Raw genomic sequence first — 22,670 nt, forward strand, 5'->3', positions numbered from 1 at the left:
TACGGCGAGGTGTACCTGTTCGACTCAACGGCAACAAGAGGGAGTTGCCGTCACGGTTGCCCCGGACAGCCCTGCCGGGGCGTCCGAAGGGGGCATGCTGTGAGCGGCACCGACGGTGGAAGGACGAACGGCTCAACGGTGAGGAGAGCCCCATGGGCACGATTCCTTCGCTCCCCAGCAGGGACGACGTACTCCGCATGGCACGCAGCACCACCGACATCACCGGCCAGCTCCTGGACACGGCCGGGAACATCACCCGCATCGCGATCAACACCTTCGACCCCAGGGACGGTTCGGGCGCCGAGGTGCTGCGCGTGCTGCGGCAGACCACCGCCGAACTGGCCGAGGCGAGCGAGTCGCCCCAGGCCCAGGAGGCGTTCTACCGCATCGTCGAGACCCTCACCCGCCTCGGCACCAGCGGGGCACCCCTGGCCGTCCACCCGGTGAGCGAACCGGCGCAGGCCCTGCTGACGGCCCTGGGCGACAGCCTGATGCCGGTGCTGGACGCGGTGGAACCGGCCGTGGAGGAGTTCGCGGCGGCGCTCGGCGAGCTGGTCGAGGCGACCTCGCCGCTGCTGCCGGCGACGGCGGGCGTCGCCGCGGGCCTGCTGCTCGCCCTGACGCCGCTGCTGCGGTCCGCGGCGGACGTCCTGCGCGAGTCGTCGCCGGAGCTGCGCCGTATCGCCGACGCGTTGACGGCCGCGCTCGCCCCGCTGATGCCGCTCCAGGTGGCCCTGGCCGAGCGCGCGGCCGCCGCCGGCGCGAACGTCGTCCGCGTGACCCTGCCGCCGCTGGCCGACCTCGCGGAGGCAGCGGCGGCGACCACGAAGGCGGCCCGTCCGGTGCTGATCGCGGGCGAGGAGTTCCTGGTGGCCGGGCTGGAGCGGATCCAGCCCGCGCTGCTCGCCGGGGCGTCGCACGCGGGGCGGGTGGCCCGGGCGGTGGCGGTACGGGTGTCGGCGGCGGTGAGCCCCGCGGCCGAGCAGGGGGTCGTGGTGGCGGTGACGCCCGTGGGAGGGGCGATGCCGTGAACCGGCGGGAGCCGCGGTGACCGGGCCCCGAAGGGACCGTGACTCCCGTGTGACAAGGCCGGACTAGAGTTCCCTTCATGCGCGATCTTGGTGCCGGTTTCGGGTATCTGCTCAAAGGCCAGCGATGGGTGGCCCGACACGGCAAGCAGTACGGCTTCGGACTGATCCCGGGCCTGGTCACTCTGGTGCTCTACGCGGCCGCGCTGGTCGCGCTCGCGCTGTGGGGCCAGGACTTCGTGGCCTGGTCGACGCCGTTCGCCGACGACTGGTCGAGCCCCTGGCAGGGCCTGTTCCGCGGCTTCCTCACCGCCGTCCTGTTCGCGCTCGGCCTGCTGCTGTCCGTGGTCACCTTCACCGCGGTCACCCTGCTGATCGGCCAGCCCTTCTACGAGAACCTCTCCGAGAAGGTCGACCGGGACGTCTCGCCCGACGGCACCGTCCCCGAGTCCGGCCTGCCGCTCTGGCGCGAGCTGTGGATCTCGGGCCTGGACAGTCTGCGGATCGTGCTGCGCGCCGCCCTCTGGGGCGTGCTGCTCTTCGCCCTCGGGTTCGTCCCGGTCGTCGGCCAGACGGTCGTACCGGTGATCGGCGTCGTCGTCACCGGCTTCTTCCTCGCCGAGGAGCTCACGGCCGTCGCCCTGCAGCGCCGCCGCGTGGAACTCCGTGACCGCCTGACCCTCCTGCGCTCCCGCAAGACCCTGGTCTGGGGCTTCGGCACGCCGCTCGCCGCGGCCTTCCTGGTGCCGTTCGTCGCGGTGTTCCTGATGCCGGGTGCGGTCGCCGGGGCCACGCTCATGGCGCGAGAGCTGATGGGCGAGGAGACCGAGGAGGAGGGCGCGGAGGCGAACGCACCCGGCGGAGAGACCGTCAGCTGGTGACCGGGCCCTCGGCCGCCACCTTCAGAACCGCCCGGACCTGGGCGATGATGTCCAGCCGGTTCCGTACGAACTCGGGGTCGGTCACCGACCCCGTCGCGGGATCCGTGTTGCCCGCGCCGAACTGCAGCACCGGTGTGTGCACATGCCCGCCCGGCAGGGTGTCGTGCAGGCCCAGCCGGTCGCGGAGCAGCGTGGCCCGGTAGGCGATCTCGTTGGACAGGTAGTCCCCGCCGCCCCCGGCCCGCGCGGTGGACCCCGCCGTCGGCCCGTCCGGCCGCTCGACGGCCTGGGTGCCGCCCGCCGGGATCTCGGTCACGCTCGTGTTGTCGTACACCGGGAACCGGCCGGTGTCCGCGGAGACGATCTTCGCGTACGGCAGGGTCGTCGTCGTCCACTGCGGCTGCGAGGCCGGATCGGCGACCGGGACGGTCTCGGTGCGCGAGACGTTCTCGTTGTCCGGGAACCCGCCCCGCCAGGCCCCGTTGGTCCGCTCGACGTCGAACCGCCCGACCCGCCCCTGGCTCACGGTCGTGAACAGATCGACCTTCCGCAGATACGGCCGCAGCGTCCGCTCCACCACCTCGTCCGCGAAGTCCTGCCAGCGCACCGGGAACACGACGGTCTCCACCCGCGCCGGCCCCTTCGCCGTCTCGATCACCGTCCCGTCGAGCGCGAGCGCGGTCGCGCCGGACGGGTTGGAGATACGGATGTCCCGGTCGAGCGTGAACGGGTCGAAGCCGGTGACGAGGATCCGCCTGACCTCATGTCCCTGCGGATACCGGATGTCGCTCCGACCGCGCGACGTCCGCTCCAGCACGTCCAGCAGCGCGGTGCGCCGGCCATCGCTCAGCCCGAACTCCGGCTCCCAGCCCCGCACATCCCGCGTCATCGACAACCGGGCCCAGTACAGCGGCCGATCATCGTCCCGGCTCAGATCACCCCCGGCCGGCCCCCGCCCCTGCGCCCGCTCGACGGCCCTCCGCCACAGCGCCGACCCTTCACCTACGACGACACGGCGGGCCTGTGCATAGGAGTGCGCGGCACCGAGCTCGCGGGCGAACTGCGCCGTCATGGCGTCGAATCCGGAGCGGCGCAGGATCTCCTGGGGGACCGCCTTGTCGAGCCGCTGCTCCTCGACGGTGGGAGCGGCTGCCGTCCCGGCGGCGGCAGTGGCCCCCGCCGTCGGGGCCGAGAGACCGGCCATCAGGGCCAGGCCGAGGACGCCGATCCGAATACGTATGGAATTCAAGGGAGTTACGGTCCTTCCGTCACGGTGGGGGGTGAGGCAGAGCATCCGTCGTGCGGGACGCCGGAAGTATCGCGTGACGGGAGAGGTCCACGCCATGGTGCGGGCCCGGGTTCCGTCGTCGGGGTCGGGCTCCTGCGGCGGTTGCGGTTTCGATCCCGGCACGGCGGCCCAGGAAGAATTGAGACGTGTAAGTGACTCGACGAGGAGGCACCGCGATGGCGGGAACCCGTACCCAGGCCGACGCAGCGCGCGAGGCGGTGGTCGAGGCGGCTCTCGGCCGGCTCGGTCTCGACGCGAAGGCGCGGTTGCTCTCCGGCCAGGACACGTGGACGCTGCCCGCACTTGCCGAGATCGGCCTGAAGTCCCTTGTCATGTCCGACGGCCCGATCGGCGTCCGGGGCGTGCACTGGACCGCCGACGACCCGTCCGTCGCGCTGCCCTCGCCCACCGCCCTCGCCGCCGCCTGGGACCCCGCACTCGCCCGCCGCGCCGGCGCCCTCCTCGCCCAGGAGGCCCGCCGCAAGGGCGTCCATGTGCTCCTCGCCCCGACCGTCAACCTCCACCGCTCCCCGCTCGGCGGGCGGCACTTCGAGGCGTACAGCGAGGACCCGTTCCTGACGGGGACGATCGGCGCCGGGTATGTCGCCGGCGTGCAGTCCGGCGGCGTCGGCACCACCGTCAAGCACTTCGTCGCCAACGACGCCGAGACCGAGCGCTTCACCGTCGACAACGTCGTCTGCGAACGCGCCCTGCGCGAGCTCTACCTGGCGCCCTTCGAGATCATCGTCGAGAACGCCCACCCCTGGGGCGTCATGACCGCCTACAACACGGTCAACGGCACGACGATGACCGAGCACCACCACTTGGTGAACGAAGTCCTGCGCGGCGAATGGGGCTTCGACGGCTACAACGTCTCCGACTGGATGGCCGCCCGCAACACCGTCGCCGCCATCGAGGGCGGCCTGGACGTCGCGATGCCGGGGCCGCAGACCGTCTACGGTGACGCCCTCGCCCAGGCCGTACGGGACGGCAAGGTGGCCGAGGCCAAGGTCGACGACGCCGTGCGCAACGTGCTGCGGCTCGCCGCCCGCGTAGGCATCCTGGAGGGCGCCGAGCCCGCCGTCACCGAGTACCCCGAGACCGTCGACGGCTCGGACCTGGCCCGCGAGATCGCCCGCCGCTCCTTCGTCCTGGTCCGCAACCACAACGCCGCCCTCCCGCTACGGCCCGACGGCACGGTCGCGCTCATCGGCGCCGCCGCCCGCGACGCCCGCGTCCTCGGCGGCGGCTCCGCCACCGTCTTCCCCGCCTCCGTCGTCTCCCCGCTCGACGGCCTCACCGCCGCCCTCCCCGACGGCACCCTCACCTACGCCGTTGGCGCCGACCCCAACACCGAACTCGGTATCGCCGACAAGGGCTTCGAACTGCGCGCCGTGTGCCGGGACCGGGAGGGAAACATCCTCGGCAGCGGCGCCGCCCCCAACGGGCACATCCAGTGGATGGGACCCGACCTCCCCGACGGCGTCACCCACGACGCGCTGCACACCGTCGAGCTGACCGGCACCTTCACCCCGCGCGACACCGGCCCGCACACCTTCGGCATCAAGGGCATCGGCGCCTTCAGGCTCACCGTCGACGGCACGACGTACTACGACGACGTCCAGCGCCCCGCCAAGGACGACCCCTTCGCCACCTTCTTCGGTGCCCCCGTCCCCCACGCCCACCCCGAACTCACCGCCGGCCGACCCGTCGAGGTCTCCCTCACCCACGTCGTCGAGTTCCCCGAGAACATCCCGATGAAGGTCGTGAGCTTCACGCTCTCCCACCAGGAGCCGCGGCGCGACCCCGACGAACTGATCGCCGAGGCCGTCGAGGCCGCCCGGAACGCCGATACGGCCGTCGTCGTGGTCGCCACCACCGAGCGCGTCGAGTCCGAGGGCTTCGACCGCACCGACCTGACACTCCCCGGCCGCCAGGACGACCTGGTCCGCGCCGTCACCGCCGCCAACCCCAACACCGTCGTGGTCGTCAACTCCGGCTCCCCCGTCGAACTTCCGTGGCGCGAGGACGTCGCCGCCGTGCTGCTCAGCTGGTTCCCGGGACAGGAGGGCGGCGCGGCCCTGGCCGACGTCCTCACCGGCACACACGAGCCCGGCGGGCGTCTGCCCACCACCTGGGGCTCCCTGACCGACGCCCCGGTCACCGAGGTCGTCCCCACGGACGGTCAACTCCCTTACACCGAGGGCGCCTTCATCGGCTACCGCGCGTGGGAGCGGGCGGGCCGGATCCCGTCGTACCCCTTCGGGCACGGCCTCGGCTACACCGAGTGGACGTACGAGTCCGCCGAGGTCCGGGGCACGACGGTGACGGTCCGGCTGCGCAACTCCGGTGCGCGTGCGGGGCGCGAGGTCGTGCAGGTCTATCTGGCGCCGGGCGAGCCGGACACCGACCGCCCGGCGCGCTGGCTGGCCGGGTTCGCCGGTGTGGAGGCGGGGCCGGGGGAGAGCGTCGAGACGGTCGTCGAACTTCCGCGCCGCGCCTTCGAGACGTGGGACGAGGAGACCGGTTCATGGATCTTTGTGAAGGGTTCGTACGAGATTCAGGTGGGGCGCTCGATCGCCGACCGTCGGGTGGCGGTGACGATTAACGTCTGATCCGGGAGAAGTACCCCAGGAACAGTCCCGGTCCGGGTCCTGACGCCCGGACCGGGGCTTGGGCCCGCCGCCGGCCGACGGGGCCCGGCCCGCCGACGGCCCCGCCCGCTAGCGAACAGCGAAGCCGTACACCGTCTCCGAGCGGAACACCTCGCCCGGCCGCAGCACCGTGCTCGGGAAGTCCGGCCGGTTCGGGGAGTCGGGGAAGTGCTGGGTCTCCAGCGCGATGCCGTCACCGGGGGCGAAGGGCTCGCTCAGATGGTCCGCGGTGTAGAGCTGGAGGCCGGGCTCCGTGGTCGCGATCGTCAGCGCCCGCCCGCTCGACGGGTCGTACAGCTCGGCGACCTGCTCCGGACTCCCCGTCACCCCCTTGTCCAGCACGAAGTTGTGGTCGTACCCGGCGCCGACCTTCCGCGCCTGCCGGAAGTCGAAGCGGGTGCCCTCGACCTCGTCCGGGGAACCGGTCGGAATGAGGTCCGTGTCGACCGGCGTGAACCGGGAGGCGGCCAGCCGCAGTTCATGGCCGCCCGCGTTGCCCGACCGCGCTCCGCCGAGGTTGAAGTAGCTGTGGTTGGTCAGGTTCACCACGGTCGGCGCGTCCGTCACCGCCTCGTACGCGATCCGCAGCGAGCCGTCGGAGGCCAGGGTGTACGTCGCCGAGACCTCAAGGCGCCCAGGGAACCCCTCCTCGCCGTGCGGACTGACCCGGCCGAGCCGTATCCCGTGCTCGACCGGCGTCACCTCCCACACCCGCTTGTCGAAGCCGCGCACACCGCCGTGCAGGGAGTTGGGCGCGTTGTTGGGTTCGAGCGAGTACGTCAGGTCGTCCAGCGGGAAGCGGCCGCCCGCGATCCGGTTGGCGTACCGACCGATGAGGGCGCCCAGATAGGGCCCCGGGTGGGACAGATAGCCGTCCAGGCCGGCGAACCCCAGCACCACGTCCGTCGCGCGCCCCTCCCGGTCCGGCACCTCCAACGACTGCACGATCCCGCCGTACGACAGCACCCGTACCCGTACGCCCGCGCGCTCCAGGGTCCAGCGGTGGACCTCCGTGCCGTCGGAAAGTGTGCCGAAGTGTTCGCTCATGAGCGAAACCCTAGTTCGTGACCGTCCGGTAGGCGATCTCGGCCAGCCGCGCCTGACCGTTCACACTCGGGTGGAACCAGTCCCACTGGCTGAGCTGCTGGGCGCCGAACCGGAAGTCGTACACCGCCCCGTCGTCGAACCGGCAGTGCCGGTCCTTCGCACACACCTGCTCCAGCACCTTGTTGTACGCCTCGACCCGCTGCTGCACCGTCGTACGCCGCTCGTTGGCCGCCGCGGTGAGCGCGTCGGGGTCGCTCAGCATCGACGGGCAGATGCCGAGCTTCCACACCTGCTTGCCCATCGCACTGGTACGGCCCTGCTCCCACAGCCGCTTCAGGTTCGGCACGCTCGCGACATACACCTGGGCCTTCGGCAGCGCGTCCCGCAGCGTACTCATCGCGTCCTCGAACTGCGTCCGGAAATCGGCCACCGAGGTCATCGCGGCGGTGGTGTCCCGGCAGGCGTCGTTCGCCCCCGCCATCACCGTCACCAGCTCCGGCCTGCGCAGCGCCGCCTGGGCCAGCTGCCCGGGCACGTCCGCCATCCGGGCCCCGGTCACCGCGTAGTTCCAACTCCGCTCGGCCGCCTTCGCCTTCCCCAGCAGACGTACGGCCAGACTGTCGACCTCGGCCCGGCTGCCGGTCGCCCACGACACCTCGGGGCAGTCCGACAGGACCGCACAGGCGTCGAACCCGGTCGTCACGGAGTCGCCCACCGCCGCGATCGAGGCGGGGCTGCGGTCCCAGGTGGGCGTCGGCCTCGGCGACGGCCGGGCGCTCTGCGCCTCCGTGCCGGACGGGCCCGCGGAGTCACCGCCGACGGCATCACAGCCGGCGACACCGAGGACGGCCGCGGTCACCGCGGCCAGGACAGTGCGCGAAAGGTCCCGTCGCTTGCGCATGCCCTGGTCCATCCCCTCGCTCGACCCCGTCATGGTTTCCAACCAATAACAACGCACAAGGGTTCCCACCCCGCTCATGCAACGGCTCACACCCGTACAAGCGTCCTGCCGGGTGAATGGCGGGCGTTTGGCGGCACCAGGACGGACGGTACGTCACACTCCTTGCGCCGCCGCACGGTAGCCTCGCCATCAACGTGGCTGCCCGGCCACGATCGTCCGCCAGTTCGCAAGATGTCCGCTCTGCCCGGAGGTACCGGTGACGACACGTGGGGTTCTGTACGTGCACTCCGCGCCGCGCGCGCTGTGCCCGCACGTCGAGTGGGCCGTGGCCGGCGTGCTCGGCACGCGCGTCAACCTCGACTGGATCCGGCAGCCCGCCGCCCCCGGCACGTGGCGCTCGGAGTTCTCCTGGCAGGGCGAGGTGGGCACCGCCTCCAAGCTGGCCTCCGCCCTGCGCGGCTGGCACCTGCTGCGCTTCGAGGTGACGGCCGAGCCCTGCCCCACCGCCGAGGGCGAGCGCTACAGCTGCACTCCCGACCTGGGAATCTTCCACGCGGTGACGGGAATCCACGGCGACATCCTGATCCCCGAGGACCGGCTGCGCGCAGCCCTGGCCCGCTCCCAGCAGGGCGAGACGGACCTGGAGGCGGAGATCGCCAAGCTCCTGGGCAAGCCGTGGGACGACGAGTTGGAGTCGTTCAGATACGCGGGCGAGGGCGCGCCGGTGCGCTGGCTGCACCAGGTGGTGTGACGCCGGGACAGGCGATCGGGCATGCGACCGGACATGTGAAGGGCCCCCACCTCGAAAGGTGGGGGCCCTTCACACACGTATGGATGCTGTTCAGACCGACCGGAACGCCAGCACCACGTTGTGCCCGCCGAAGCCGAACGAGTCGTTCAGCGCGGCGATACGGCCCTCGACGGGCAGCTTGCGCGCCTCACCGCGGACGACGTCGGCGTTCGCCTCGGCCTCCGGGTCGAGGTTCTCGACGTTGATGGTCGGCGGAGCCACCCGGTGGTACAGCGCGAGCACCGTCGCCACGGTCTCCACGCCACCGGCACCGCCCAGCAGATGCCCGGTCATCGACTTCGTCGCCGACACGGCCATGTGGTCGGCGTCGTCGCCGAACACCTTGCGCAGCGCCTTGAGTTCCGCGATGTCACCGGCCGGCGTGGACGTGGCGTGCGCGTTGACGTGCACGATCTCCGCCGGGTCCAGGTCGTTGCGGTCCAGCAGGTTCTGCAGGGCCTGCGAGATGCCCCGCCCCTCCGGCTCCGGCTGCACGATGTCGTGGGCGTCGGCGGAGATGCCCTGCCCGACCGCCTCGGCGTACACCCGCGCACCGCGCCTGGCGGCGTGCTCGGCGGACTCCAGGACGACGACACCCGCGCCCTCGCCGAGGACGAAGCCGTCCCGGGCGACGTCGTAGGGACGCGACGCGCCCTGCGGGTTCTCGTTGTTCTTGGACATCGCCATCATGTTGCCGAACGCGGCGATCGGCAGCGGATGGATCGCCGCCTCCGTGCCACCGGCGACCACGATGTCGGCACGGCCGGTACGGATCATCTCGATGGCGTAGCCGATGGCCTCGGCACCCGAGGCGCACGCGGACACCGGCGTGTGCACGCCCGCACGGGCGCCCACGGCCAGACCCACGTTCGCCGAGGGGCTGTTCGGCATCAGCATCGGGACGGTGTGCGGGGAGACGCGGCGGACGCCCTTCTCCTTCAGCACGTCGTACTGGTCGAGCAGCGTGGTCACGCCACCGATGCCGGAGGCGATGACCGCACCGAGGCGGTCCGGGTCGACGCTGGTGTCCTCGCCGGCCTTCGCCTCGAACCCGGCGTCCTTCCAGGCCTCCTGGGCGGCGATCAGCGCGAACTGCGCCGAGCGGTCCAGTCGGCGGGCCTGCGGCCGCGGGATGACCTCGGTCGGCTCGACGGCGACCGGCGCGGCGATACGGACCGCCTGCTCGGCGGCCCACTCCTGCTCCAGGGGCTTGACGCCGGACTTGCCGGCGATCAGGCCCTCCCAGGTAGAGGCTGCGTCGCCACCCAGCGGTGTGGTTGCGCCGATACCGGTGACGACCACGGTGCGATTGGTCGGGCTCACGGGAATTCTTTCTCCAACGGAATGGGGATTCAGCGGCGCCACCGCCGGGTGGCGGGGCAGTCAGCCCTGGGGCCTGATCGGTGGATCAGCCCTGGTGCTTGAGGATGTAGTCGGTCGCGTCGCCGACCGTCTTGAGGTTCTTGACGTCCTCGTCCGGGATCTTGACGTCGAAGCGCTCTTCGGCGGCGACGACGACCTCGACCATGGACAGCGAGTCGACGTCCAGGTCGTCGGTGAAGGACTTGTCCAGCTGGACGTCCTCAACCGGGATGCCGGCGATCTCGTTCACGATGTCGGCGAGACCGGCGACGATCTCTTCCTGAGTGGCGGCCATTTGGCGCTCCTTCGTAGATATCTCAGAGGGTGTGGCGCCCGCCGCGGCAGCGGCAGGTGGTGCGTTTTCCCGTGCCGGCTCACATGATCCGGCACGGAGTGCCTAGGGGAGAGTAACGACCGTGGCGGCGTATACGAGACCCGCCCCGAATCCGATGACTAGCGCGGTGTCGCCGCTCTTCGCCTCACCGGTCGCCAGAAGCCGCTCCATCGCGAGCGGGATCGAGGCGGCCGAGGTGTTGCCGGTGGTGCGCACGTCACGGGCGACCGTGACGTGCTCCGGCAGCTTGAGTGTCTTCACCATCGAGTCGATGATCCGCTCGTTGGCCTGGTGCGGGATGAAGACGTCCAGGTCGTCCGGGCTGATCCCGGCCGCGTCCAGCGCCTGCTGGGCGACCTTCGCCATCTCGAACACGGCCCAGCGGAACACCGCCTGGCCCTCCTGCGTGATCGCAGGGAACTTGACATTGCCCTCGCTGTCGAGCGGGAGCTGGGAGACATCGCCGATGCGGTACTCGTTCCACGGCACGGTCTGCTTGATCGTCTCGGACTTGTCGCCCTCGGAGCCCCACACGGTCGGGCCGATGTGCGGTTCCTGGGAGGGGCCGACCACGACCGCGCCGGCGCCGTCGCCGAACAGGAAGGCCGTGGCCCGGTCCTCCAGGTCGGTGAGGTCGCTCAGTCGCTCCACGCCGATGACGAGGACGTACTCGGCGGAACCCTCGACGATCATGCCCTTGGCGAGCGTCAGACCGTAGCCGAAGCCCGCGCAGCCGGCCGAGATGTCGAAGGCGGCGGCCTTGTTGGTGCCGAGCTTGTCGGCGATCTCGGTGGCGACGGCGGGGGTCTGCTTGAAGTGCGAGACGGTCGAGACGATCACGCCGCCGATCTGCTCGGCGGAGATCCCGGCGTCGGCGATCGCCTTGCCGGACGCCTCGATCGACATCGCGGCGACGGTCTCCTCGTCGGAGGCCCAGTGACGGGTCTCGATGCCGGAGCGCGAGCGGATCCACTCGTCGGACGAGTCGATCTTCTCCAGGATCACCTCGTTGGGCACGACCCGGGTCGGACGGTAACCGCCGACACCGAGGATGCGCGCAAACGGGGCGCCCTTGCTGGGCTTCAGCTTCGCCATGCTCCGGGCTCCTTGTCAGGCGTGCTCTGCGATGAGCTCGCGAGCAGCGTCCAGGTCGTCGGGGGTCTTCAGCGCCAGGGTCTGCACACCCGGCAGTGCGCGCTTGGCCAGACCGGTCAGTGTGCCGCCCGGGCACACCTCGATCAGGGCCGTGACGCCGAGCTCCTTGAAGGTCTCCATGCACCGGTCCCAGCGGACCGGGTTGGCGACCTGCCCGATGAGGCGCTGGAGCACCTCGGCACCGGTGGCGACCGCCTGGCCGTCCTTGTTGGAGACGTAGGTGAGCTTCGGGTCGGCGGGGGAGAGTCCCTCGGCGGCCTCGGCGAGCTTGTCGACGGCGGGGCCCATGTGGTGCGTGTGGAAGGCGCCCGCGACCTTCAGCGGGACGACCTTGCGGACGCCCTCGGGCTTGTCCTCGTTCAGCGCGGCGAGCTGCTCCATGGTGCCCGCGGCCACGATCTGGCCGGCACCGTTGACGTTCGCCGGGGTCAGGCCCAGCTTCTCCAGGTGCGCGACGCTCACCTCGGGGTCGCCGCCGAGCAGCGCCGACATGCCGGTCTCGGTGATCGCGGCGGCCTCGGCCATCGCCAGGCCACGGGCGCGCACCAGCCGGAGGGTCTCCTCGTCCGGGAGGACTCCGGCGAGCGCGGCGGCGGTCAGCTCACCGACGCTGTGGCCGGCGATCGCGCCGATCTTCCGGGGCAGCTCGGCCGGGTCGTCGAAGAGCGTGTACGCGGAGGCCAGACCGGCCGCCACCAGCAGCGGCTGGGCCACCGCGGTGTCGCGGATCTCGTCCGCGTCGCCCTCGGTGCCGTAGCGGACGAGGTCGAGCTGCACGGCGTCCGACCATGCCTCAAGGGCACCACGGATACCGGGCAGGTCGAGCCAAGGAGTCAGGAAGCCGGGCGTCTGGGCGCCCTGGCCGGGAGCGACGAGTACGAGCACTCTCACACTCTCTCTTGGAGACGGCCGCAGCCGCCCGTGGGGACAAGGACGAAGAACACGAGGGGGTTTTGTGGGCCCCCGACAAAAGCCTAGAGCTGGAGATCGCCGTCGACCAGACGCCCCAGGATCAGCGCGATGCGCAAAGTGAACGCGGAGCGTACATCGGACGGCGACCAGCCGGTGACGTCTGTCACACGTCGGAGCCGGTAGCGCACGGTGTTGGGATGCACGAACAGCATCCGTGCCGCGCCCTCCAGGCTGCTCGCCTGTTCGAGATAGACCGAGAGCGTCTCCAGCAGAGCCGACCCGGCCTCCTCCAGCGGTCTGTAGATCTCCTCCACCAGCTGCTCACGTGCGCTGGGATCACCGGCGATGGCGCGTTCCGGAAGCAGATCGTCCGCCAGCACCGGACGCGGGGCGTCCTGCCAGGCCGAACACGCCTTCAGTCCGGCGGCCGCGGCCTGCGCGGACCGGGTGGCGGCCAGCAGATCCGGTACGACGGGGCCCGCGACCACGGGACCCGCGGCATACGGCCCGATCAGCGACTTGGCGACGGCGATCGGGTTGTCGCTGCCGCCCGCGATCACCACCAGCCGGTCCCCGAGCACCCCCGTCAGCACCTGGAGCTTGGCGTGCCGGGCGGCGCGCCGGATGGCCTCGACGGTCAGCTCGCTGTCCCCGTCGGGCGCGGTCCCGAGCACCACGCACACATGCTCCGGCGAGTTCCACCCGAGCGCGGCGGCCCGCGACACGGCCCCCTCGTCGGCCTCGCCGCTCAGCACGGCGTTGACCACGAGCGACTCAAGCCGGGCGTCCCAGGCACCCCGTGCCTCGGCGGCCTGGGCGTAGACCTGGGCGGTGGCGAAGGCGATCTCCCGGGCGTAGACGAGCAGCGCCTCGCGCAGCACGCTCTCGTCGCCGGGCGCCGCCACCTCGTCGATGGCCGACTCCATGACCTCGATGGTCGTGCGCACCATCTCGACGGTCTGCCGCAGCGTGATGGCGCGGGTCAGCTCGCGCGGCGCGGTCCCGAAGACGTCGGTGGAGATGGCCTGGGGGGCGTCCGGGTGCCGGAACCACTCGGTGAAGGCCGCGATACCGGCCTGGGCGACGAGACCGATCCAGGAGCGGTTCTCCGGTGGCATGGCCCGGTACCACGGCAGCGTCTCGTCCATCCGCGCGATGGCCTGCGCGGCGAGCGAACCGGATGACTTCTCCAGCCGCTTCAGGGTCGCGGCGTGGGCATGGATGTCGTGCGCGGGGGCTTCGGATTCACGGGCTTCGGGTTCGGGCACGGGGACAAGACTGCCTTATCGGGACGGGAGCGCGTGCCAGAGGGTCGTAGGTGAGGCTTCTGTGCGGCTCTGGTGAGCTCCCCGGTGGGGCTACGGTGGTGCTCGTGATGGACGTACGGCGCGCCGCGGAGCGCTATCCGGGAGGGGAACCGGACTCGGGCATCGAGTCACGCCACGCCTTCTCCTTCGGCCCGCACTACGACCCCGACAACCTCCGGTTCGGCGCGATGATCGCCTGCAACGAGGAGCGGCTCGCGCCCGGCGCCGGTTTCGACGAGCACCCGCACAGCCACACCGAGATCGTGACGTGGGTGGTCGAGGGCGAGCTGACCCACCGCGACTCCACAGGCCACGAGACCCGGGTCGGCCCCGGCGACGTGCAGCGGCTCAGCTCCGCGGGCGGCGTACGCCACGTGGAACGCAACGACGCCGACACGCCCCTGACCTTCGTCCAGACCTGGCTGGCCCCGCTGACACCCGGCGGCGACCCGGCGTACGAGATCGTCCACGGCATCGCCGACTCCACGCCGTACGCCGTCCCGGAGGCGGGCGCGATGCTGCATGTACGGCGGCTCGCGGCGGGGGAGCGGACGGCGGTGCCGGACGGGGCGCATCTGTACGTCCATGTCGTGCGCGGTGAGGTGTGCCTGGACGGCGAGGAACTGGGCACCGGGGACGCGGCGCGCATCACGGACGCCAAGGACGTGGAGGCGGTCGGGCTGAGCGCGGCGGAGCTGCTGGTCTGGGAGATGGCCGGCTAGCGCCTGTCGCGTGGGCGTGGGGGTGGGCGTGGGGCTCAAGATGCCGGAGTGGTCCGTGAGGCGTCCAATGGACGTGTCGGACTCGCCCGGCGCAGAGAAGAGCCGAGGCCATGGCCAGAGGCAAGACCACCGAGACCCCAGGGGGACGGGGCGACGCCCCGAAGGGGGGACTGCGACGGCTCGGTGAGTGGTGCGCCCACCACTTCGTGATCGTGATCGTCGCCTGGCTGGTGGCCCTGGGCGCGCTGCAGGCCCTCAACCACATCCACGGCGGGGAGTACTCGGACAACTTCGCGCTGTCCGACGTGCAGTCCGAGAAGGGCCTGGACGTCCTCAAGGCGCACGATCCGCAGGCCGGCGGCTACAGCAGCCAGATCGTGATGCACGACGCGGACCAGTCCCTGACCTCGGTCGGCTCGCAGATGTCGACCGCCGTCGCCGACCTCCAGAAGCTGCCGCACGTGCTGAGTGTGCAGAACCCGCTGGAGGCCACCTCCTCGAAGGTCGGGCCGCTGTCCTCGGACGGGAAGACCGGCTACATCACCGTCCGCTTCGACGAGCAGCCCTCCCTCCTCGGCGACAGCTACCTGGGCGGCGTCGACAACGCCGTGGAGCCGCTCCGCCAGGCCGGCGTCGACGTCGAGTACGGCGGATCGCTCGGCGAGCTGGAGCGGCCCGCCGGCAACGACCGGATCAGCGAGGCGATCGGGTTCGCCGTCGCCATCGTCGTCCTGCTGATCGGCTTCGGCAGTGTGATCGCCGCCGGACTGCCCCTGGTCACGGCACTGATCGGGGTGGTCGGCGGGCTGGCCTGCCTCGGGCTGCTCGCCATCGCGTTCACCTTCGCCACGGTGTCACCCACCCTGGCCACGATGATCGGCCTCGGTGTCGGCATCGACTACGCCCTCTTCCTGATCACCCGGCACCGGCAGGGCCTCATCGACGGCGCGGACCCGGTGCGCGCCGCCGGCCACGCCGCCGCCACCAGCGGACGCGCGGTCCTGGTCTCCGGCACCACGGTGATCGTCGCCCTGATGGGCCTGTGGGTGTCCGGCGTGAGCTTCATCGGCAAACTCGGTGTCGCCGCGGCCGTCACGGTCGTCTCGGCCGTCCTGGGCGCGCTGACCCTGGTCCCGGCCATGCTGGGGCTGGTCGGCCGCAACATCGACCGCTGGCATGTGCGCAAGCCGATCGCCGAGACCGACGCCGAGGGCGACACCTCCCAGGGCACCTGGCACCGCTACGCCAAGCGCGTGGAGCACCATCCGTGGCGGTACCTGTCCACCGGGCTCGTCACCGTCGCGGTGCTGGCCATCCCGGTCTTCTCGATCCAGCTCGGTCACATCGGCGACGGCGCCGACCCCACGTCCTTCACCGACCGGCGGGCCTTCGACCTGATGACGGACGCGTTCGGCGCGGGCGCCAACGGGCCGCTCACCATCGTCGTCGACCAGACCTCCGTACCGGACTCGCAGCGCTCGGACCTGGCCTCGAAGACCCAGCAGGCCCTGAACGACGAGTCCGGGACCTCCTTCGTCAGCCCGCTGACGCCGACGCAGGACGGCGACGTCCTGATCGGCACGGTCTACTCGTCGGTGTCCCCGCAGAACAAGGACACCACCGACCTGACGAACCGGCTCTACGACGACACCCTCCCCGACGCGGCCTCCGGCACCGACGCCAAGGGCTATGTCACCGGGACCACGGCCGCCCAGGTCGACTTCCGCAACATCGTCGCGCAGCGACTGCCACTGATCATCGCCGTGGTGGTCGGCCTCGCCTTCCTGATCGTCCTCGCGGTCTTCCGCGGCCTGCTCGTCGCGGTCAAGGCGGCCGTCCTCAACGTCCTGTCGATCGCGGCCTCGTACGGCGTCGTCGTCGCCGTCTTCCAGTGGGGCTGGGGCGGGCCCGCGCTGGGCGTCAACGGCAAGGTGCCCATCGAGAGCTATGTGCCGATGATGATGTTCGCCATCATCTTCGGGCTGAGCATGGACTACGAGATCTTCCTGCTGTCCCGGGTGCACGAGGCGTGGCTGCGCACCGGGGACGCGAAGGACTCGGTCGCCCATGCCCTGGAGATCACCGCGCGCGTGATCACCTGCGCCGCCCTGATCATGGTGAGTGTGTTCGCGGCCTTCATCATCAGCGACAACATCGTGGTCAAGATGCTGGGCCTGGGCCTCGCCGTCAGTGTGCTCATCGACGCCACCGTCGTACGCCTGCTCATGGTGCCCGCCGTGATGACGCTGCTGGGCAAGCACGCCTGGTGGACGCCCCGGTGGCTGGACCGGATCCTGCCGCACATCGACACCGAGGGGGAGGGCGAGGAACTGGCGACGGAGCCGGCTACAGCTGGGCGAGCACCGCGTCCGTGAACACCGGCCACGCCTCGACCGCCCACGGCCCGAAGGCGCGATCGGTGAGCGCGACGCAGGCCGCCCCGCTGCTACTCCCACCCGCCCACCCTGCGGACGGGTCGATCCACAGGAACGTACCCGACTGACCGAAATGCCCGAAGGTGCGCGGCGAGGACGACGAGCCCGTCCAGTGCGGGGACTTGCCGCCCCGGATCTCGAAGCCGAGCCCCCAGTCGTTCGGGTTCTGGTGCCCGTAGCCCGGCAGCACGCCCTTCGTGCCCGGGTACTGCACGGTCATCGCCTCGGCGACCGTGCGCGGGTCCAGCAGCCGCGGCGCCTGCACCTCCGCCGCGAACCGCAGCAGATCCTCGACGCTCGACACGCCGTCCTTTGCCGGGGAGCCCTCCAGCGAGGTGGCCGTCATGCCCAGCGGCTCCAGCACCGCCTGCCGCAGATACTCCGCGAACGGGATGTCCGTCGCCTTCGCGATGTGGTCCCCGAGCTGCTCGAACCCGGCGTTGGAGTACAGCCGCCGCTCCCCGGGCGGGGCCGTCACCCGGTGCTCGTCGAAGGCCAGCCCCGAGGTGTGCGCGAGCAGATGCCGTACGGTCGCCCCCGCCGGCCCGGCCGGTTCGTCGAGCTCGACCGCGCCCTCCTCGTAGGCGACCAGCACCGCGTAGGCGGCCAGCGGCTTGGTGACGGAGGCGAGCGGGAAGCGGTGCCCGACGGGGCCGTGGGTGCCGAGGACCGTGCCGTCGGCCCGTACGACACCCGCGGCGGCGGTGGGAACCGGCCAGTTCTCGATCAGTGCGAGGCTCTGCAAGGACATGACTGTGAGCCTAAGCCGCTCAGAGCTTCAGAATCATCGTGGGGTCCGGCTTGTGGACGAAGCCGAGGGAGGCGTAGAGCGGCTCTGCCTCCGCGGACGCGGTGAGCATGACCTGCCCGACGCCCTGGTCGCGGAACCACGCCAGCAGCTCGTCCATGCACGCGCGCGTACCCTCCCCCACGCTCGAACAACCTCGCGCGGGGGACCCCCATCGCCGCGCCCCCGGGTCGGTGGCGACGCTGAAGACGTACCCGGCCGGTCCGCCCGGATTGCCCGCCTTCCCGATCCGGTGGTCGACCGTCCCGACCACCAGCGCCGCCAGCGCCCCCGGCCGGTCCGGGTGGTCGACGACGAACGCGGCGAAGTCCACGTCCGCGTCCGCCGACTTCAGCCGCAGCGCCGGCAACGAGTCCGCGTGCCAGTGGGTGGAACTGTCCCCACCGGGCAGCGTGTCGATCATCACCTGGCGCAGACGCAGCACTTCCTCCGCGTACCCGGTCGTGGCACGGCGTACGAGACTAATGTCCGGCACGCCAACCACGTCGATCACGTCATGTCCCGTGGTTTTCTTACCGTTTCCGCTTGCTTGGAGCGCACTCCAAGGCCATAGCGTGGAGCGCATGACGGTGATGGAGACCACGAGTACCAGGACCGACAGCTGTGCCGCCCCACCCCACCCGCACCGACGGCCGGAAGGCCAGGACAGCTACACCATCAGCGAGGTCGTCGCCTTCACCGGTCTGACGGCCCACACGCTGCGCTGGTACGAGCGGATCGGCCTGATGCCGCACATCGGCCGCTCGCACACGGGCCAGCGCCGGTACAGCAACCGCGACCTGGACTGGCTCGACCTCGTCGGCAAGCTGCGGCTGACCGGCATGCCGGTCGCCGACATGGTCCGGTACGCCGAGCTGGTACGCGAGGGCGACCACACCTTCGGCGAGCGTTTCGAACTCCTGGAGTCCACCCGCCGCGACGTCCTCGCGCGGATCGCCGAACTCCAGGACACGCTGGCCGTGCTCGACCGGAAGATCAGCTTCTACGCGGACGCGGGCCGTCTGTACGAGCAGGACAAGACGTTCGAGCAGCAGAAGCAATTCGAGCAGCAGAAGCAGTACGAGCAGCAGAAGACGGAGAAGGCTGGATGACCGACAGCAGCATCGCAACGGCACGACTCGGCGCACACGGCCCCGAGGTCGGTGTCCAGGGCCTCGGCTGCATGGGCATGAGCTTCGCGTACGGCCCCTCGGACGCGGACGAGTCCAGGGCGACCCTGGAGCGGGCGCTGGAACTGGGCGTCACGCTGTACGACACGGCGGACGCGTACGGCGCGGGCGAGAACGAGCGGTTCCTCTCTCCGTTCTTCAAGGCGCACCGCGACGAGGTGGTGATCGCCACCAAGTTCGCGCTGGCGATCCACCCGGACGACCCGACGAAGCGGATCGTCCGCAACGACCCGCCCTACATCCGCCAGTGCATCGAGGCGAGCCTCAAGCGCCTGGACGTCGACGCGATCGACCTCTATTACATGCACCGCCGCGATGTGAACGTCCCCATCGAGGAGACCGTCGGCGTCATGGCGGAGCTGGTCCGCGAGGGCAAGGTCAAGCACCTGGGCCTGAGCGAGGTCACGGCGACCGAACTGCGCGCCGCCCACGCCGTACACCCCATAGCGGCCGTACAGTCCGAGTGGTCCCTGTTCAGCCGGGACATCGAGGCGAAGGTGGTCCCGGCCGCCGCGGAACTGGGCGTGACCCTGGTCCCGTACTCCCCGCTGGGCCGTGGCTTCCTCACCGGCTCGTTCGCCAAGGCCGAGGACCTGACGGCGGACGACTTCCGCCGCCAGCAGCCCCGCTTCACGGGTGAGAACGCGGCGGCCAACGCCGCCCTCCTGGACCCGATCCGCACGGTCGCCGAGGCCCACGGGGCCACGCCGGGGCAGATCGCGCTGGCATGGGTGCAGCAGCGGGCGACGGTGCACGGGCTGCCGATCGTGCCGATCCCGGGCACGCGCAAGCCGGCCCGGGTGGAGGAGAACACGGGGGCGACGCGGATCGTCCTGACCGAGGAGGAGTTGGGCCTGCTGGAGCCGATCGCGTCGAAGGTGGCGGGCACCAGGTACACGGACATGACCTTCACCTCGGCCGGCAGGGAGTGAGCGACGCCTCCTACCGAGGTTTCGCCGACCCCTACAGTTCGGCCAGCAACTCGGCCTTCTTGACCGAGAACTCCTCGTCCGTCACGAGCCCGGCCTCGTGCAGCTCTCCCAAGTGACGGATCCTGTCCGCGATGTCGGCCGGGTCGCGCCTCGGCGCACTGGCCGGCACCGCGGCGACGGGCCCACTCCTGCGCACCGCCGACAGGACGGCCGCGGCGAACGGCAGCGACTCGTGCACCGGTCCGTACCCGAGCCCGAACACCACGGCGGCCGGGTCCTGATCGGCCTGCGCCGGCTGACCGTCCGCGGAGTCCCGCCGCAGCAGTCGTAGGTGCCCCTCGAAGACCTCGGGCGACCGCCACTCGACCCCACTCAGCTCGGCCACCGGGAAACTCTGGTCCCCGGCCTTCCACTTCGCCGAGGACGCACCGGTCCAAAACCATCGAAACCGGACGATGTTCCCGTCGAATGACGCCTTGCCGTCATACGCCTTGAACTGCAACGGCACCTCGGGCGCGGCCAGGAGGAACTCCTCCGCCGCCCCGGACTCCTTCAACTGCGCCCGCAACTCGTCGTGGTAGTACTCGGCCAGCGTCTCCCGCTCGGCCGGCAGCACCAGCCGGTACGGATCCCCTGATTCCTTCAACTGCCCGGCCGCCGCCTCCATCAACGGGTCGGCACCGGGACGCAGCTCCATGCGCAGCGCCACCGTCCCGCGCTTGCCCGGTGTCAGCGACACCCCGGCGATCGCCTCAAGAGGAACGCGTCGTTCTCCAAGCGCCTGGAAGAGCTTGGGTGTTCGAATCCCTCGTTCGTAACGGATGAGCACGGAGTCGGACTCGAACTCCCAGGCGGCATGAAATCCGGCCAGTACGTCACCCATGCGGCTCATCGTATGCGGCACGCGCTCCTCCGTCGCCACCCCGCGCAGACCGCAGTTCCTGCGCCTCTACGCGCGTCCGGCCGACGCCGTGTCGGACAAACCCGCCCGACAGGCCTCGGCATCGTCGGCACACCGCACCGACCCGTACGCGCCCACTCCGATCTCGGCGAAGTTCAGCACGCTGTCCGTACCCGGCTCGAAATAGCCGCCGTGCCCCTTCGCCTCCCGCGCGGAGATCACCCGCGCACCGAACACCGAAGACACCGGGTCCTCCCCGTGTCCCAGCCCGCCGACCTCCATGTACGGCACGTCCTGCACCCAGTCGTCGGCGTCCCGCATCGCCCACACATGCGCGGACGTACGCAGCTGCGAGGCCTTCGCGACCCGCATGCCGGGGCTGCCCGCCACCGCTATGTCGGCCACCCGCCCGGGCAGCGTGCGCGCGGCCACACCGCACAGCACCGAGCCGTAGCTGTGGCAGAACAGCGAGATCGGCGAACCCCCGGGCAGCGCCCGCACCAGCGCGTTCAGACGTACCGCGCCGGACTCCGCCCGCATCGCCGTCGCCGAGTCGATGCCCAGGCCGTTCGGCGTGGTGTAGTCGGCCCAGGCGATCACGGCCGTACGCGTCGAAGGGCTCACCGTGCGCTCGGCCTCGTACAGGGACTGGGCCATGCCGACCGGCGCGGAGTACCTGCGATTGGTGCGCTGGAAGGTGAGCAGGTCGGTGTCGACACCGGGGACGACGACCGAGATCCGCTCGGCCTTCGCCAGATCGCCGAACACCTCCGCGGCGCGCCCCGAGCCCTCCGGGTCGAAGGCGAGGATGTGCCGGTCCGCCCGCATCATCGCCTCGAAGCGATGCATACGGCGGCCCGCCTCACGCTGCCCGTCGAGCGTGAGCCGCTCGTCGTGCATGCGTTTGCGCTCGACCTCGCGCGCCTCGCCGAGCGCCACGCGGTTGGCGCGGTAGCGCAGCTCGACCGGGGCGCCGTTCATGTTGCCGACCGCGAGCGGATAGCGGTGCACGAGGCTGCCGCGCTGCTCGTCGGTGAGCGAGGCGAAGAAGCGGGCGAGCCGGGTGGGGGAGGAGTCGGCGGCCGGCAGCCGGTGTCCGGCGATGCTGCCGTGCTCCCAGGAGCTGAGCGAGGCCTGCAGTGGTGCGGCGCTCCGGTGGTTGCGCAGAGCGGTCCAGCCGGTGGTCGCCAGCATCACGAACACCACGGCCAGTGCGAGCAGGGCGCGCCAGACGTTCAGTTGCGGGGACGTGTCGAAGGAAGTCACTGGGAGGACACACTAGGAGAACGAGAGGGTCTCGCGTTAACCAAGTGACGGGTATCACGTTTCGATCAAGGTGGTGTGAACGTGCCGGTGACCTCAGTGTGTTCGCCAGCTCTCGCTGAGTGCGGAGCCCACCTGTTCGAGATGTGAGACGGTCAGTGCCCGCATGGCGTCCAGGCTGAAGTCCTCACCCGTGCTCCACTGACGCTCCGTCAGCCGCATCACGCCGCCGAAGACGGCCACCGCCAGCCGCGGCCGCGGATCGGTGTCGATGTCCACGCCCTCGCGCTCGGCGAGGGTCTGCGCGAGCGTCTCCTCGATCTCCGTCGAGCGTCGCAGATATGCGGCCAGCAGGGCCGGTGTCGACTCGATCACCTGGTACATGCGCAGCCACAACTCGACCGGTACGACGGCCTCGATCACGTCGTTGAGCGTGCCCCAGGACTCCAGTACGGCCTGCCGCAGTGCCTCCATGGGGGCCTCGTGCGGGGGGCGCTCTCGCACTGCACGCAGGAAGTGCGTGACCGTCATCTCCTGGAGCGCGAGGGCGGCCTCCTCCTTGCCGGCGAAGTAGCGGAAGAAGGTGCGCTGGGAGACGTCGACCGCGTCGGCGATGTCGTCCACCGTCGTGCGGTCGTAGCCCTGGGTGGTGAAGAGCTCCAGTGCGGTGCGCAGCAGCGCTTCCCGGGTGCGCTGCTTCTTGCGTTCGCGCAGTGTTTCCATAGTGTCAGCTACCGACTTGTGAAGTGGTTTGTCAATTGTCAGAGACTGCCACTAACGT

The 22,670-nt window shown here is 70.8% G+C and carries 21 protein-coding genes; 8 read left to right on the forward strand and 13 right to left on the reverse strand.

Translation table 11 applies throughout. The features are described from left to right. The first annotated feature begins 152 nt into the window (after positions 1 to 152). Both POF73_RS14920 and POF73_RS14925 read left to right on the forward strand, forming a co-directional pair. Positions 153 to 1,031: a hypothetical protein gene (locus POF73_RS14920; protein WP_272115240.1), complete on the forward strand. Its 879-nt coding sequence runs from the start codon at positions 153 to 155 to the stop codon at positions 1,029 to 1,031. Positions 1,032 to 1,108: 77 nt separating this feature from the next. After that, entirely contained in the window at positions 1,109 to 1,909 is an 801-nt protein-coding gene (locus tag POF73_RS14925) for an EI24 domain-containing protein (RefSeq protein WP_272115241.1), read from the forward strand. On the opposite strand, the gene POF73_RS14930 is transcribed toward POF73_RS14925, so the two are convergent. Next, on the reverse strand, positions 1,899 to 3,158 hold the full coding sequence (locus POF73_RS14930) for a pyroglutamyl-peptidase I family protein (protein ID WP_272115242.1): 1,260 nt from the start codon (positions 3,156 to 3,158) through the stop codon (positions 1,899 to 1,901). The two genes, POF73_RS14925 and POF73_RS14930, sit on opposite strands and share 11 nt — an antisense overlap. A 215-nt stretch (positions 3,159 to 3,373) precedes the next feature. Here POF73_RS14930 and POF73_RS14935 point away from each other — a divergent pair, with 215 nt between their 5' ends. Beyond that, the gene (locus POF73_RS14935; protein ID WP_272115243.1) at positions 3,374 to 5,812 is read left to right on the forward strand and encodes a beta-glucosidase family protein; all 2,439 of its coding nucleotides are present in this window, start codon (positions 3,374 to 3,376) and stop codon (positions 5,810 to 5,812) included. A gap of 108 nt (positions 5,813 to 5,920) precedes the next feature. Here the strand turns inward: POF73_RS14935 and POF73_RS14940 are convergent, their stop codons facing one another. Both POF73_RS14940 and POF73_RS14945 read right to left on the reverse strand, forming a co-directional pair. Beyond that, a complete protein-coding gene (locus tag POF73_RS14940; RefSeq protein WP_272115244.1) occupies positions 5,921 to 6,898 on the reverse strand; it encodes an aldose epimerase family protein in 978 nt (325 codons plus the stop codon). 10 nt (positions 6,899 to 6,908) lie between these two features. Beyond that, positions 6,909 to 7,799, reverse strand: a complete 891-nt coding sequence (locus tag POF73_RS14945; protein ID WP_272115245.1) for an SGNH/GDSL hydrolase family protein — start codon at positions 7,797 to 7,799, stop codon at positions 6,909 to 6,911. A 256-nt stretch (positions 7,800 to 8,055) separates the two neighbouring features. Between POF73_RS14945 and POF73_RS14950 the strand changes: the two genes are divergently transcribed. Continuing rightward, positions 8,056 to 8,550: a DUF3145 domain-containing protein gene (locus POF73_RS14950; RefSeq protein WP_272115246.1), complete on the forward strand. Its 495-nt coding sequence runs from the start codon at positions 8,056 to 8,058 to the stop codon at positions 8,548 to 8,550. A gap of 90 nt (positions 8,551 to 8,640) precedes the next feature. Here the strand turns inward: POF73_RS14950 and fabF are convergent, their stop codons facing one another. The 5 genes from fabF to fasR all read right to left on the reverse strand — a co-directional run bounded on the left by fabF (position 8,641) and on the right by fasR (position 13,620). Next, positions 8,641 to 9,912, reverse strand: coding sequence for a beta-ketoacyl-ACP synthase II (gene fabF, locus POF73_RS14955; protein ID WP_272115247.1), 1,272 nt, complete (start codon positions 9,910 to 9,912; stop codon positions 8,641 to 8,643). An 85-nt stretch (positions 9,913 to 9,997) separates the two neighbouring features. Further along, complete coding sequence (locus POF73_RS14960; RefSeq protein ID WP_004001566.1) at positions 9,998 to 10,246, reverse strand: acyl carrier protein; 249 nt, start codon at positions 10,244 to 10,246, stop codon at positions 9,998 to 10,000. Between the two features lie 102 nt (positions 10,247 to 10,348). Further along, entirely contained in the window at positions 10,349 to 11,380 is a 1,032-nt protein-coding gene (locus tag POF73_RS14965; protein ID WP_272115248.1) for a ketoacyl-ACP synthase III, read from the reverse strand. Positions 11,381 to 11,395: 15 nt separating this feature from the next. After that, positions 11,396 to 12,325 (reverse strand): ACP S-malonyltransferase, encoded by a 930-nt coding sequence (locus tag POF73_RS14970; protein ID WP_272115391.1) that lies wholly within the window; start codon positions 12,323 to 12,325, stop codon positions 11,396 to 11,398. An 89-nt stretch (positions 12,326 to 12,414) separates the two neighbouring features. Beyond that, entirely contained in the window at positions 12,415 to 13,620 is a 1,206-nt protein-coding gene (fasR, locus tag POF73_RS14975) for a fatty acid biosynthesis transcriptional regulator FasR (protein WP_272115249.1), read from the reverse strand. Positions 13,621 to 13,727: 107 nt separating this feature from the next. On the opposite strand from fasR, the gene POF73_RS14980 reads away from it, so the two are divergent. After that, positions 13,728 to 14,381: a pirin family protein gene (locus tag POF73_RS14980; RefSeq protein WP_272115393.1), complete on the forward strand. Its 654-nt coding sequence runs from the start codon at positions 13,728 to 13,730 to the stop codon at positions 14,379 to 14,381. A gap of 110 nt (positions 14,382 to 14,491) precedes the next feature. Next, on the forward strand, positions 14,492 to 16,756 hold the full coding sequence (locus tag POF73_RS14985) for an MMPL family transporter (protein ID WP_272115250.1): 2,265 nt from the start codon (positions 14,492 to 14,494) through the stop codon (positions 16,754 to 16,756). On the opposite strand, the gene POF73_RS14990 is transcribed toward POF73_RS14985, so the two are convergent. Together POF73_RS14990 and POF73_RS14995 are read right to left on the reverse strand one after the other, a co-directional pair. Next, positions 16,728 to 17,567 (reverse strand): serine hydrolase domain-containing protein, encoded by an 840-nt coding sequence (locus POF73_RS14990; protein ID WP_272115251.1) that lies wholly within the window; start codon positions 17,565 to 17,567, stop codon positions 16,728 to 16,730. The genes POF73_RS14985 and POF73_RS14990 overlap by 29 nt on opposite strands. 19 nt (positions 17,568 to 17,586) lie before the next feature. Next, positions 17,587 to 18,090, reverse strand: a complete 504-nt coding sequence (locus POF73_RS14995; protein ID WP_272115395.1) for a GNAT family N-acetyltransferase — start codon at positions 18,088 to 18,090, stop codon at positions 17,587 to 17,589. Between the two features lie 97 nt (positions 18,091 to 18,187). On the opposite strand from POF73_RS14995, the gene POF73_RS15000 reads away from it, so the two are divergent. After that, positions 18,188 to 18,715 carry a MerR family transcriptional regulator gene (locus POF73_RS15000; RefSeq protein ID WP_272115252.1) on the forward strand — a complete coding sequence of 176 codons (528 nt, stop codon included), beginning with the start codon at positions 18,188 to 18,190 and terminating at the stop codon, positions 18,713 to 18,715. Then, positions 18,712 to 19,725 carry an aldo/keto reductase gene (locus POF73_RS15005; RefSeq protein WP_272115253.1) on the forward strand — a complete coding sequence of 338 codons (1,014 nt, stop codon included), beginning with the start codon at positions 18,712 to 18,714 and terminating at the stop codon, positions 19,723 to 19,725. The genes POF73_RS15000 and POF73_RS15005 overlap by 4 nt, the downstream gene beginning before the upstream one ends. 31 nt (positions 19,726 to 19,756) lie before the next feature. Here POF73_RS15005 and POF73_RS15010 read toward each other — a convergent pair whose 3' ends face one another. The 3 genes from POF73_RS15010 to POF73_RS15020 form a co-directional block, all read right to left on the reverse strand. Next, positions 19,757 to 20,617, reverse strand: a complete 861-nt coding sequence (locus POF73_RS15010; RefSeq protein WP_272115397.1) for a DUF4429 domain-containing protein — start codon at positions 20,615 to 20,617, stop codon at positions 19,757 to 19,759. Positions 20,618 to 20,674: 57 nt separating this feature from the next. After that, on the reverse strand, positions 20,675 to 21,892 hold the full coding sequence (locus tag POF73_RS15015) for an alpha/beta hydrolase (RefSeq protein ID WP_272115254.1): 1,218 nt from the start codon (positions 21,890 to 21,892) through the stop codon (positions 20,675 to 20,677). Between the two features lie 93 nt (positions 21,893 to 21,985). Then, complete coding sequence (locus POF73_RS15020) at positions 21,986 to 22,612, reverse strand: TetR family transcriptional regulator (protein ID WP_272115255.1); 627 nt, start codon at positions 22,610 to 22,612, stop codon at positions 21,986 to 21,988. Positions 22,613 to 22,670: the final 58 nt, after the last annotated feature.

It is taken from the genome of Streptomyces sp. HD, assembly GCF_028369295.1.
Taxonomy (GTDB): Bacteria; Actinomycetota; Actinomycetes; order Streptomycetales; family Streptomycetaceae; genus Streptomyces.